The following is a 13,707-nucleotide window of genomic DNA, read 5'->3' on the forward strand; positions in this document are numbered from 1 at the left end:
GCCACAAAAACAATTTGGAAGTCCACAAAAACAATTTGGAAGTAGTAGCTGCAGATATAAATTTAAAACTATACGAAGGAGAACTTGTAGGATTAGTCGGTGCGAATGGTATTGGAAAATCTACTCTTCTAAGAACATTATCCAAAGTACAGCCAGCACTTCGCGGAGATGTCTTCTTATCAGATAAAGAAATAAAAACCTATAAAACTTCAGAACTCGCATCACAACTAAGTATTGTATTAACCGAACAAATCGCTTCAAAAAATCTAACGGTGCAAGAATTAGTTGCTTTAGGCAGACAACCTTATACCAATTGGGTTGGAAAGCTGCTTGATGAAGACATCGAAAAAGTTCAAAAGGCAATTGAAGTTACCCATATTTCAGAGTTGGTAAATAAAAAATGCTTTGAATTAAGCGACGGTCAATTACAAAAGGCACTTATTGCTCGTGCTATTGCACAAGACACTCCTTTTATTATGCTCGACGAACCAACTACTCATTTAGATGTGTATCATAAAGCATATATCTTAAAACTTCTTAAACGGTTGGCTTTTGAAACTCAAAAAACCATTCTTTTCTCTACACATGAGATTGATTTTGCCATACAACTGTGCGATAAAATGATCGTAATGAATACGGATGGTTTCGAATTTGGGAGACCTAAAGAACTAATTCAATGTAGAGCATTTTCTTCTTTGTTTCCTGAAGATCTCATACTATTTGATCCAAAAACAGGAAGCTATAAAGTAAGACACTAATTTTTTCTAACCTTTATAGCCTAATGAATATCAGATTCCCTTTTGATCCTTCTATAAAACATCACTTATTGATAGCATTAGGATTAGCTATATGGATATTTATATTCTTGTATTTCACAGAACCATTAGATGTAAATGAATTTGGCCCATCAGAAAAACTTATATATCTCCCATTTTACGGAATAGTTGGTGCCATATGTTACATCAGTCTTTTACCTATTCAACAAGTTTTATTCAAAAAAAACAATGACCATTGGAGCCTATTACAAGAAATAATTTTTTTATCCTTATTTATCATTTTGGGACTTATATTAAGCAGAAGCTTTTATCTATATGTGGTGATGCATGATGAACAAAATCCATATACTTTATGGTATCATCTAAAACGTATTTATGTACCAGCAGTCATTACTATTCTTCCAATTGTAATCATAGGAAGATGGTCTTTTGGAAAATACAAGAATAAAAAACTAGAAGATCAAAAAATAGAAATCAAAGGTGCTGGCAATTACGAAAGCTTAAGACTTTTCTTTAATCAAATTTTATGTATTCAATCTTCTGATAATTATATTGAAATTTCATATTTGGATGCAGATCAAATAAAAAAACAGTTAATCAGAAACAAGCTTTCTTCTATTGCATCTGATTTTCCAGAATTACTACAAACACATCGTTCTTTTTTGATCAATCCATTTCACTTTAAACAATGGAAGACGGAAAAAGGTAAGATCGGTTTACTCTTAACACATCACATTGAAATTCCAATTTCTAAGACGTATCTACCCAAAGTAAAAGACCAGCTAAATTCTACCACAAAATAAACACAACTCACCACAAGCCCATATTTTCAAGGGGATAAATCAATTATAGCTAATAGTTTTGATCATTGAATTAATTTTAAAAAAAATGAAAACTGTAATCATTACTATCATTATTATTAGCATAAACATCGTATCCGCTTTTTCTCAAGAAACAAAACCTGAAATATTTATCATAGGCACTATGCATAATGTTCCTAAAATTGTGAAGCATAGTTATCGTCCACTTCTTAAAATTGCAAAATCGTATAAACCCGATGCCATTTATGTGGAACGACAACGACCAGAAGATACATTAAGCCTAAAAAATTACGAAAGTACTTGGTTCATTCCATATGGAGATRGCATTAATACTATATTTAAAAATGATAGTAGAAGAACTTCTAAGTTACGAAATACTGCTGTCAGCGTTATGAAACAAGATGATTTTGAATATCTAAAAAACTACTATGCAGTAAACCGTGATAAGGCAAACTGGTATTATTATGCTTACCTAACTAAATATGGATTAAACGGAAGTAAGAAACCTGTTAGAAATGAAAATGGAGATTTGACTTCAAAATTAGCAATCGCCATGGATATGAATTTTATCTATGCTATGGATCACCAGCATGAAACCAAGAAATACACTAAATTATCCAGAGCTTGTATCAAACAAAGTAATAAAGATGGCGAGATAAAACTATTAAAAAAACAACACAAAAGAGACTACAATAGAGCGATCATCCCTGCACTTTTTGGAAAATTAGCCTATTATACCAACAAACAAAAAACAGTAAGAGGCTATGAAATATCAAATCGGTTTACTTTTAGAAAAACAGATTGTACTCCTTGCAAAGAAGCTGCCGCGGTTTGGGATCGAAGAAATGCCGGAATGGCAAAAAATATTGGAGAACAAGTCATAAAACAAAATCATCAAAAGGCCATTGTTATTGTAGGAGCTGGTCATCTATTAGGTCTTAAAGAAGCGTTGGAACAACAATATCCTCAATTTAGCATAAAAATAATGGATGAATAGATAGCTATAGTTTAAAAATTGTTGGTTAGTTTTGTTTGAAAACATCAGATCTTGACTAATTTATTATCTATAATTGAACCTATTATTGATTGGGGAACTAGTCCCAAACTAGATATCCCTAATAAAGAACTTGTATTAAAACAAACACTGATATCTTTATATCAGGAATACCTTGCTATAGCTGACAATACTCCAGCAGACGAAAAAGAATATCCTGATCCCCCTGATTTTAATTTCGAAAAAATCTCCAATACTATACGATCTAATTTTCCTAAACTAGGGTTTTATCAGATCATTTTAGATCCTTTTGAAATGACCAAACCCGATACTGAATTAGGTGATGCTAATGATGATTTATCAGATATTATCAAAGATCTCATGGAAGTACAATGGCGATTTCAAAATACAAGTGAACAAGATGCACTATGGTATTTTGAGTTTATCATGCGTAATCACTCTGAACGTCATATTGTAAATCTTTTAAAAACATTAAAAGATCTAGAAGAGGAATTATAATTTTGATATTATATACGCTTCTTATCGTCTTATACAAGCGAAATTTTTATCTTTGAGTATATAACTCTTAAGGTAACTCCTAGAGTAATCATAGTAAACTTATTTATTGTTTTTGGGGTAATTCTCAAGAAATGAAAATCTCGATTATCGAGTAAATTAAAATTACATGTCAGAATACATATTACTGCTTATTGCAGTGGTCGCAATCATCATAGGTTTTTTTATAGGCAAATACGTTTCATCATTAAAAAACAAAAGTGATCAAAGTGCACTTAATGAACGTAGCAACCAATTGCAGTTACAATTAGAAGAAGTAAAAAAAACAGCTTCTCAGCAGTTGGAACTTACAAAACAACAGCAACAAGTCCAAAAAGAAGCCTTAGAAAAGCAGCTTTCTGAAATTAGTAAAGAAAGGGATGAAATTCGACGAGAAAAAGACTTTTTAAATACCGAACTCACAAGACGAAATACAGAATTTGAAAACCTGCAACTCAAAAATCAAGAGCAAAAAGAGGAAGTAGAAAAACTACAGGAAAAATTCACCAAAGAGTTTGAAAACCTTGCTAATAAAATACTGGATGAAAAATCCAACAAGTTTACCGAGCAGAATAAGGAGAATATCAAAAATATTCTGAATCCTTTACAAGAGAAAATCAACACTTTTGAAAAGAAAGTAGAACAAACACATAAAGAAAGTATTGACTATCATGCAGCTTTACGTCAACAAATATTAGGACTCAAAGATCTGAATGAACAAATGAGTAAAGAGGCCACTAATCTTACCAAAGCCCTGAAAGGAGATAGCAAAATGCAAGGTAATTGGGGCGAATTAGTATTAGAACGTGTACTAGAAAAATCAGGACTTGAAAAGGATAGAGAATATTTTGTACAACAAAGTTTTACAACTGGAGATGGACAACGAGTGCTGCCAGATGTTGTGATTCATCTTCCGGATAGTAAAAAAATGGTAATTGACTCTAAAGTTTCACTAACTGCTTATGAAAAATATGTCAATGAAGATGATGAAACATTAAAGAGTACCTTTCTAAAAGAACATATCACTTCGCTAAAGCGTCATATTGATCAATTATCTGGAAAAAACTATCAGGATTTGTATGATATTGAATCTCCGGATTTTGTATTGCTCTTCGTTCCTATTGAACCGGCTTTTGCCATTGCGATTAATGAGGATAACAAATTATACAATCAAGCGTTTGAAAAGAATATAGTTATCGTCACTCCTGCTACATTGTTAGCTACACTTCGTACTATAGATACAATGTGGAATAATGAAAAACAACAGCGTAATGCTATTGAAATAGCAAGACAAGCTGGCGCGCTGTATGACAAGTTTGAAGGTCTTATGAAAGATCTTACCGGAGTAGGCAAAAAGATTGATGATGCAAAGAAAGATTATGCTGCTGCAATGAATAAGTTAGTAGAAGGACGAGGTAATTTGATAACAAGTGTTGAAAAACTAAAAAAGATGGGGGCTAAAGCTAAAAAGGCTTTACCGGAAGCAATCATTAAGAGAGCTTCTGAGGATAACGAAATTTAATTTTTAGAACTATGGAATTAGGCAATTCTCAAGTATTAATTCAGGCAATTCTAGGCCTACTATATGCGATACCTACACTTCTCTTTGTTATTATCAGCATTTATTATATTAGAAAAACAGGTCCCGAAATTGATGCAACACTTATACTAGTTGGAAATGTAATTATCTTCCTATGTATAGTTGTCGGAAAAATTTTATGGATTCAATTTGTCTTTTATCGAAAATGGCCAGGAGAAGCATATTCGTATATGACTGCTGCAATTAGCGTCTTATCCGTTCTTGGCTCTTTATTTTTTGCAGTAGGAACTTTCTTGTTGGTAAAAAAAGTAATCAAAGCAAAAGCCGCAAGCGCATGAGAAGTAAAAACACACAAATCTTAACATTCTTTTTTGGGCTCCTCACTAGCCTTGGAATTACGCAAGAATTATATTTCCCTGATCGTGGAAATTGGGAAGAGAAAAATCCAACAGAATTTAATATTAATGCTACTAAATTAGATGAAGCCATACAATATGCAAATGCTAATGAACACTCTGGATCCAAAGATCTACGAATAGCCATTCTAAAAGGTTTTGAACACGAACCCTATCACCAAATACTTGGTCCAACAAAAAAAAGAGGAACTCCAGCTGGTTTGATCCTGAAAAATGGATACATAGTTGCCAAATGGGGAGATATAAACCGTGTAGATATGACTTTTAGTGTAACTAAAAGTTATCTATCTACTATAGCAGGGTTAGCCTTAGATGCAAAACTAATACAATCGGTCGATGATTTCACTTATCAATATGTTTGGGATCATACTTTCTCTGGCGCTCATAATAAAAAAATTAGTTGGCGCCACCTATTAACACAATCATCTGATTGGTCAGGGCAATTATGGGGAGGATATGATTGGGCAGACCGACCTCCAAAAACAGGTGATATTGACGACTGGAAATTCAGGAAATTACAAGAACCAGGTACCGTTTTTGAATATAATGATGTAAGAGTTAATGTATTGGCATATTCTCTTCTCAATGTTTGGAGGAAACCATTACCTCAAATACTTAAAGAAAAGATCATGGATCCAATTGGTGCTTCTTCCACTTGGAGATGGTATGGATATGACAATTCATGGGTTACAATCGACGGTATGAAAATGCAATCTGTTAGCGGTGGTGGTCATTCTGGTGGAGGACTTTTTATAAACACCTTAGATCACGCTCGTTTTGGATTACTTTTTATGAATAATGGTAGTTGGAATAACCAACAATTAATTTCAAAAAATTGGATACAAGAGGCTATCCAGTCCTCTAAAGCAAATTCGAACTATGGCTTTATGTGGTGGCTTAATAAACAAGGATCACGTCACTGGGAAGGACTACCAGAGCATCTTTATTATGCAGCAGGTTTTGGTGGTAATTTTATTGTTATAGATCAAAAACAAAATCTCGTAATCGTTACCAGATGGTTAGAACCCAATAAGATCGATGAGTTCGTTACCAAGGTTTACAATGCATTTTAAAAAAAATTACGTATATATTTGTAATAACTTAAAACTTATACACATGACATCTTTTGCACTTATTTCTAAAAAAAGTAAATCCGGTCTTATTTGTCTTTTGTTAATCTTAAGTATTTTAAGTTGTACAAAAGATGGTGATAATCTGAATTTGATTGCCCTAACAGAAATTGAAAGTATTTCTCCAACCAGTGGACCTGGAGATACTGAGGTTACCATTAATGGTATCGCCTTTGACACTAACGCTAGTGCTATATCTGTATTTTTTAATGATGTTGAAGCTGTTGTAAATTCAGTTTCAGAAACCGAAATAACCGCCACAGTTCCAAGAGGAGCACAAACAGGTGTTGTAAGGGTTGTATCTAACGGAGAAGATATTGAAGGACCTGTATTTACATATGTTATTACTCCTGCTCAAGTTTCTACGCTTATAAGAAGTGAAATGCCAGGAGATATGGATGGCCCCATTGCGGATGCTAGTTTTTCTGCTTTATGGGGGTTGCTAACAGATCAGGAAGGATCTCTATTTGTATCGGATTATGGAAATAATAAAATACGAAAAATCGATACTGATAATATTGTGAGTACCGTGACAGGTATGACAGGAGTATTGGGGGATATGGATGGAACGTTGGCCGAAAGTACCTTTAATAATCCTAGAGGTTTAGCCATGGACTCCAACAGAAATATTGTTATTGCTGATTTGGGAGCTCAAAAAATAAGAAGAATTAATCTCAGTGCGGGTACTGTAGAGACAATAGCCGGGACAGGAGATTCAGGATTGGTAAATGGCGATGGTAGCATTGCGCAATTTGCTGCTCCAATTAGTGTAGTTGTTGATGCTACAGACAACATTTATGTATGTGAATTAGCAAATGCTACAATACGAAAAATAACTCCTGATAACATCGTTAGCTCCTTGGTTGGTACAGGAATGGTTGGTTTTGTAGATGGTCCTGCGGACACGGCTCTTATCAATTTTGCCGCTGGAATGGCGATCGATGCAAATGGTGATATTATTTTTGCAGACGCTGGAAATCATAGTATTCGAAAAGTAACACCACAAGGTTTTGTTTCTACAATTGCCGGTAATGGAACAATGGGAGATGTAAACGGTACTGGTGACGTAGCTCAATTTAATGCTCCTCTAGACGTAGGCGTGGATTCTCAAGGTAATATCTATGTTGTAGATTTTGGAAATCAAAAAATTAAACAAATTACTCCCGATGGTGTAGTGAGCACGTACGCTGGAACTGGAGATATAGGATCCATGGATGGAATTCCTTCGATTGCAACATTTAACAACCCTAGAAATCTTTTTGTAGATGAAAATGATGTCATCTTTATAGGTACAGATGATGCTATACGACTCATCACTCCTGAATACTAGCGCTACTATAGATACATGAAAAAAATTCTTTTACTTATTATTGCAGCCATCATATTGTTATTTGTAGCATGGTATACAACGGTCTATTTTAGCACTTATAGCGAAGGTGTTCGAAGTGGAGAACTTATTAAATTCAGTAATAAAGGTATACTTTTTAAAACATGGGAAGGAGAAATTAGTCAAGGAATTTCTGGAGCTCAAATATTTAGTTTTTCTGTAGAGGACAAAAATGAGGACGTCATCAAAAAACTAGAAGAATATCAGGGTAGATATGTAAAATTAAAATACAAAGAACGCTTTGCAACAGTATCCTGGTTAGGAGATTCGAAATATTTCGTCATCGGTGTCGAAGAAGAAGAATCTCCTCATTTTAGAAATAAATAATTATCTTATTCATTTATGGAAAAATATAAAACTGCCAAAGAATCTAGAGTTGTTATCTCAGAGTTGATGCTCCCTTCACACTCCAATTTTAGTGGAAAAATTCATGGTGGTTATATTTTGTCCCTAATGGATCAGATCGCGTTTGCTTGTGGATCCAAACATTCTGAAGCGTATTGCGTAACGGCAAGTGTAGATAAAGTAGATTTTAGAAAACCTATAGAAGTTGGAGAACTCGTTACTATGAAAGCGTCTATCAATCATGTTGGTACAACTTCTATGGTTGTTGGAGTTCGTGTAGAAGCTGAGAATATAATGACGGGTAAAGTGAAGCATTGCAATTCTAGTTACTTTACTATGGTTGCAAAAAATGATGAAGGCAAAAGCATTTCGGTTCCTGGGTTAATTCTTGAAAATGAAACTGCTGTTCGTCGTTTTGTAAGAAGTATTATTAGGAAAGAAGATGCCAGTGCTAGAAGAGACCGATTCAAAGCTTCTGAATTTAAGCTAAATGATCATATAGAACTACTAAAAGAATACAATGTAAAAGTAGAATTATAATCAATTTATACCTGGTTTGTAAAGCTTTACAGTATTTGTATTTCTGAGAGATATTTCCCAACCTCTTCAGCCACCTGTCTCTGAGAATCAATGATTAGCCCGTAGATGATAACTGCTAATAATCCTTTTTGGGTTATTCGATTCACCACACTGCTTGGAGGGATCGGATGGATTTCGATGGCACTACCACTAATCAAGTTAATTTTGGCTCCAGCAGTGGCACTTTTTTTAATCACAAGACATTTTTTACCAGGAGTGAGTAGTAAGGAACCATCAGTAACCCACTCGTCAGGTTTGATAGATAATTCATAGTTGGTTTTCGTTTGTAAGTATTTAATGATCTCTTCTAGAGAGTTATATTGGCTTTTTAATTTTTTTTTCATTAAAATTATTTTTAAAAGTATTGTTTTAGCAAACTTATATCTTACTCTATGCTTTCTTAATCAATCTCTTAGCTGAAAATCGTTTTTATTCATAAAATATTCTGAAGATGTATATATCTGCAACTAAATTGATTTTTATACGAAATGAAATAGTACAATACTTAAGAATATATATAGCATTGCTAATACTATAGGCAATCGTATTCTTTCCCACATTCTCTGCACTTTTTGAGTAGTCATTTAGATTGTTAAGATATTGATCGTACCGAGTTTACTAAAACAACCAAATCATTCAATTGCATTCGTAAACTCGGTCTGATAATTATACGCTGTATATTATAAACAGTCTTATCATTTTAACAATCAACATACTGCGGTTTTATTGTTTGATTAACCTTTTAGTAATAACTCCTAATTCTGTTTGTACCTGCAACAAATATACTCCACGACTCAAGGATGAAATATCTACAGTCTGATTTTGAGAAAGATCTTGAACATCCATTAATTTTCCTTCCATACTATATACAGTCACTTCTTTTAAGATGGAGTTTTGTCTAAAAGTAATACTATTAGTAGCAGGGTTTGGAAAGAAAACGACATCCTTAGCATCTAATTCAAAGTCCTCATTACTTAAGGTTGGCGAATATTCTATGCTAAACTGAGATGAAGCTTCATTACCATTCCCTGAGGCATCTGTAACACCATTTTCATTTAGGGTTATCGTTATGGTCTGAGGTTGTCCTACAGTAATGCTCATAGTAAAAGTATAGGTATCTCCAGATCCTTGTATAGCTGATGAATTAATATTACTTCCGCCGATCGTAAGATCCGTAAATTCAAAACCAGTTACCGGTTCAGAGAAGGTAATGGTGATGGGTATGGTGTTTTCTGCTGTTGGGCTACTTAGCGACGATGTTATAGTTGCTGTAGGACGAGTTTGATCTGCAACAGTAATGGTGAAGGTTTGATTAGCAGAAGTGTCTACTCCTCCGTTCACTGTTCCTCCATCATCGGAAAGATTTACAGTTACCGTAGCTATGCCTAAAGTATTTGCTGCTGGAGTATAAGTTAGATTTCCTGTTACTGGATCAATTGAAGGTTGTACACTAAACAAAGAAGTATTGTCGTTAGACACATTAAAAGTCAAGGTTTGTACTTCATTAGCATCTCCATCATCAATTCCTGTGGCAAATGCATTCACAATTTGAGCTCCAGAATTTTCTGCTATAATTTGATCTGGCATTGTTGGTAACGCAAATACGGGCATATCGTTTACTGCATTTACTATGATCGTAAATGTTTGATCGGCTGAAGTATCCACACCTCCATTAACGATACCACCATCATCTGATAAATTAACTGTTACGATAGCAGTCCCAGAAACATCATCGAATGTTATATAGTTTAGATCACCTGTTGCTAGATCAATAGTAGGTTGTACACTAAATAAAGAAGTATTGTTGTTAGAGACATTAAACGTTAATACTTGCGTCACTTCTGCATCCCCATCATCAATATTAGTTGCAAGACCTGGTACTCGTCCAGTTGTGAATTCAGAAGTGGGAACAATTGTTCCTACAGGAATATCAAAAGAAGGTGCATCATTCACTGCATTTACTGTAATGGTAAATGTTTGGTCAGATGATGTATCGACACCTCCATTAACTGTACCTCCATTATCAGATAAACTAACGGTTACAGTTGCCATACCATTGGCATTGTTCGCTGTAGTGTAGGTCAAGTTTCCTGTCGCGATATCAATTGTTGGCTGTACGCTAAACAAGGCATTATTATCATTAGAAACATTGAATGTAAGGACTTGTGTCATATCTGTATCTCCATCATCGATTCCTGTAGCAAATCCATCTACTGTTTGTGCACCTGCATCTTCATTTACAGTTTGATCGGCTACTGCTGGAAGGTTAAATTCTGGGCGATCATTAATCGACAACACTTCGATTGTAAAAGTTTGGTTTGCAGAAGTATCAACACCTCCATTAGCTGTTCCTCCATCATCTGATAAATTAACAGTTATGATCGCAGTCCCGGAAACATCATCTAATGTTATATAGTTTAGGTCACCAGTTACTGGATCGATAGTAGGCTGTACACTAAATAAAGCATTATTATTATTAGAGACATTAAATGTTAATACTTGTGTTATTTCTGCATCCCCATCATCAATATTAGTTGCAAAACTAGGTATTTGTCCAGTTATGAATTCAGAAGTAGTAACAGTTGTTCCTACAGGAATATCAAAAGAAGGCGCATCATTGATAGCATTTATTGTAATAGTAAAAATTTGATTTGCAGAAGTATCCACACCTCCGTTAGCAGTACCTCCATTATCGGATAGACTAACGGTTACTGTTGCCACACCATTAGCATTGTCAGCTGTGGTGTAGGTTAAGTTTCCTGTTACTATATCAATTGTTGGCTGTACGCTAAACAATGCATTATTATCATTGGAAACATTAAAAGTTAATGTTTGCGCTCCAGAATCTCCATCATCCATACCTGTAGCAAATCCGTTTACGGTTTGATCACCTTCATCTTCATTAACCGTTTGATTTGCATTTGAAGGTAAGTTAAATGAAGGCACTGAGTTAATAAATGTAGGATCATACTCTATACTAAACTGAGACGAAGCTTCATTACCATTTCCAGCAGCATCTATCACGCCATTTTCATCGATTACTATAGTTATAGTTTGTGGTGCTTGTGTAGTAATTGTAATATTAAAAGTGTAAATATTACCAGATCCTTGTATATTTGATACAATAAAATTACTAGCTCCAAAAGTGATATCTGCAACTTCAAAATCGGTTACCGGCTCAGAAAATGTCACCGTGATTGGAATGGTATTTTCTACTGTTGGACTACTCAGTGAAGATGTTATGGTTGCTGTAGGACGAGTTCCGTCGAATTCATAAACGCGAACTTGACCATTATTACCAAAACCTTGCGAGTCATAAAATTCAGCACCTACAATGAGTCTAGACCCTTGAGCATTAAGACTAGTTTTACGTCCAAAGAAACTGGATGTTTGATCTCCTAAAATAGCGGAGCCAACTAATATCCATTCGTTACTAGTATCTAATTCATAAACTCGCACTGCTCCTGCATTTTCAAGAGCTGAATCATCATTGAAACTTCCAATAGCAATTCTTGTACCATCACCGCTTATAGATACATCAAACCCTAAACGGTCATTTGCACCTCCATTAAAATCTGAGCCTAATTGTTCCCATTGGTTACTGCTATTTAGTTGAAATACTTGTACTTCACCGGTATTTAATCCTGCATCTCTATTAGCATCTGCTCCAACAATAATTCTGGAACCGTCATTGCTCATTTCTATATCACTTGCAAACCTTGAGTTAACTCCTGTTCCATTTAAATCATTTCCAACTTGTATCCATTGATTGCTTGCATTCAGGTCATATATTTTTACTTGTCCAGAACGGTTAGTATTCCCATCTAACGCGCCAATTGCAATTCGATTACCATCACTACTAATACTTACTGATCGACCTAAATTTTCTTCATCGTTAATTCCATCAAATTGTGTTCCTAATTGTACCCATTGGTTACTACTGTTTAGTTCATATACCCTTGCAAATCCGATACTATTTGGACTTCCGAAACTTGGTCCTGGCGCTCCAATAACAATTCTATTTCCTGTACTGTTCATAGCTACAGAAAAACCAAATTCTGTGTCAGCAGCTTCTGTAATATCTAAGCCTATCTGTACCCATTGATTATTGGCATTTAAGTCGTATACTGATACTGTATTTTGATTTGACTTTCCTATCACTACTCTGTTACCATTTTCTGTGATATCTAAAGATGTGGAATTTCCTATTTTACTAATGTCATTTCCTATTTGTGTCCATAAACCAGAAGTATTTAGTCTATACATACGGATACTATTAGTACTTGCAACCGCTATGGTATTTCCATCATCACTTGCACTTACTGCATTTCCCAAACGATTAAAAGCTCCTACTCCATTTAAGTCTTGCCCTAATTGCACATAATTTTGAGCTATCGTGGTGCTTCCCACTAAAACTGTAGTAAGGAAAACCATTAAAAATTGTAATTTTCTTTTCATTTCTTTCTATTTGTAAATTAAAGTTTATGTTAGACTTAATAATTAAATTCTTCCAATACACCCTGAAGATTATAGGTGAAATGGTAAGCTGTCCCTCCGTTTTTAGGTTCCAAGGTGATATTATATGCTAGTTTTGATAGATCACCATCATTGGGAGCATTGATATTAGAGACACTCAAAACGCCATCAATATCTTTTTCTTTTTTTAGTTGCTTTTTGGCTTGCTCAATCAACTCTCCTAGTTTTACAATGCTGATTTTGTTGTCTACTTGAAACATGAAGTCTTCTGGTTTGCCTCCTGTGATTTCTAAGGTAACTTCTGCCTTTTGAGTCCATTTATTTTGTACCCAATTCCATTCTTCCATTTTTAAGGAAGCAGGATTATTTGTAGTTGTTACATTAAATAGGATGCCTAATTCTTTAGTATAGGATATGGTAATCCCTGTGTAATAAGCGCCTTCTCCAAACTTACCTTTAAGTTCTTCGGCTACCTGTTCAAACCCTGCTTTATCATCAGTCAGTGGTTTACCGCACGAACTGAGGATCAGAGCAACAGTTATGGCAATTATTGTTCTTTTCATGATATATTAATTTAGTTTATATACTTGCTAAAACACTGTGGATATGACTTCTACTCTTTCCAAGATTAAATGTTGATAATCCAAAAAAATATTATAGAAATATTATCATCTTATACTCACATCCA

At 34.5% G+C, this 13,707-nt stretch carries 13 protein-coding genes; 10 read left to right on the forward strand and 3 right to left on the reverse strand.

Annotated elements, in window-relative coordinates; all coding sequences use genetic code 11:
• Positions 1 to 35: 35 nt before the first annotated feature.
• From GBO31_RS17785 to GBO31_RS17830, 10 genes are all read left to right on the forward strand, one after another.
• Complete coding sequence (locus GBO31_RS17785) at positions 36 to 758, forward strand: ABC transporter ATP-binding protein (RefSeq protein WP_343211324.1); 723 nt, start codon at positions 36 to 38, stop codon at positions 756 to 758.
• 23 nt (positions 759 to 781) lie between these two features.
• Positions 782 to 1,579: a LytTR family DNA-binding domain-containing protein gene (locus GBO31_RS17790; protein WP_219009813.1), complete on the forward strand. Its 798-nt coding sequence runs from the start codon at positions 782 to 784 to the stop codon at positions 1,577 to 1,579.
• Positions 1,580 to 1,664: 85 nt separating this feature from the next.
• Entirely contained in the window at positions 1,665 to 2,594 is a 930-nt protein-coding gene (locus GBO31_RS17795; RefSeq protein WP_219009814.1) for a DUF5694 domain-containing protein, read from the forward strand.
• A 51-nt stretch (positions 2,595 to 2,645) separates the two neighbouring features.
• Positions 2,646 to 3,110, forward strand: coding sequence for a DUF5063 domain-containing protein (locus GBO31_RS17800; RefSeq protein ID WP_219009815.1), 465 nt, complete (start codon positions 2,646 to 2,648; stop codon positions 3,108 to 3,110).
• A 166-nt stretch (positions 3,111 to 3,276) separates the two neighbouring features.
• Entirely contained in the window at positions 3,277 to 4,668 is a 1,392-nt protein-coding gene (gene rmuC, locus GBO31_RS17805) for a DNA recombination protein RmuC (protein ID WP_219009816.1), read from the forward strand.
• Positions 4,669 to 4,679: 11 nt separating this feature from the next.
• A complete protein-coding gene (locus tag GBO31_RS17810) occupies positions 4,680 to 5,024 on the forward strand; it encodes a hypothetical protein (protein WP_219009817.1) in 345 nt (114 codons plus the stop codon).
• Positions 5,021 to 6,175, forward strand: a complete 1,155-nt coding sequence (locus tag GBO31_RS17815) for a serine hydrolase domain-containing protein (RefSeq protein ID WP_219009818.1) — start codon at positions 5,021 to 5,023, stop codon at positions 6,173 to 6,175. The genes GBO31_RS17810 and GBO31_RS17815 overlap by 4 nt, the downstream gene beginning before the upstream one ends.
• A 43-nt stretch (positions 6,176 to 6,218) precedes the next feature.
• Positions 6,219 to 7,562, forward strand: coding sequence for an IPT/TIG domain-containing protein (locus GBO31_RS17820; protein ID WP_219009819.1), 1,344 nt, complete (start codon positions 6,219 to 6,221; stop codon positions 7,560 to 7,562).
• 15 nt (positions 7,563 to 7,577) lie between these two features.
• Positions 7,578 to 7,946: a 6-phosphogluconate dehydrogenase gene (locus GBO31_RS17825; RefSeq protein ID WP_219009820.1), complete on the forward strand. Its 369-nt coding sequence runs from the start codon at positions 7,578 to 7,580 to the stop codon at positions 7,944 to 7,946.
• Positions 7,947 to 7,961: 15 nt separating this feature from the next.
• Positions 7,962 to 8,504, forward strand: coding sequence for an acyl-CoA thioesterase (locus GBO31_RS17830; protein WP_219009821.1), 543 nt, complete (start codon positions 7,962 to 7,964; stop codon positions 8,502 to 8,504).
• 26 nt (positions 8,505 to 8,530) lie between these two features.
• Here GBO31_RS17830 and GBO31_RS17835 read toward each other — a convergent pair whose 3' ends face one another.
• The 3 genes from GBO31_RS17835 to GBO31_RS17845 form a co-directional block, all read right to left on the reverse strand.
• On the reverse strand, positions 8,531 to 8,887 hold the full coding sequence (locus GBO31_RS17835; protein WP_219009822.1) for a hypothetical protein: 357 nt from the start codon (positions 8,885 to 8,887) through the stop codon (positions 8,531 to 8,533).
• Positions 8,888 to 9,266: 379 nt separating this feature from the next.
• Positions 9,267 to 13,001, reverse strand: a complete 3,735-nt coding sequence (locus GBO31_RS17840; protein WP_219009823.1) for an Ig-like domain-containing protein — start codon at positions 12,999 to 13,001, stop codon at positions 9,267 to 9,269.
• Positions 13,002 to 13,036: 35 nt separating this feature from the next.
• Complete coding sequence (locus GBO31_RS17845) at positions 13,037 to 13,582, reverse strand: hypothetical protein (RefSeq protein WP_219009824.1); 546 nt, start codon at positions 13,580 to 13,582, stop codon at positions 13,037 to 13,039.
• Between the last annotated feature and the right edge of the window lie 125 nt (positions 13,583 to 13,707).

Origin of the sequence: Aquimarina litoralis (genome assembly GCF_019295435.1) — a bacterium.
Classification (GTDB): domain Bacteria; phylum Bacteroidota; class Bacteroidia; order Flavobacteriales; family Flavobacteriaceae; genus Aquimarina; species Aquimarina litoralis_A.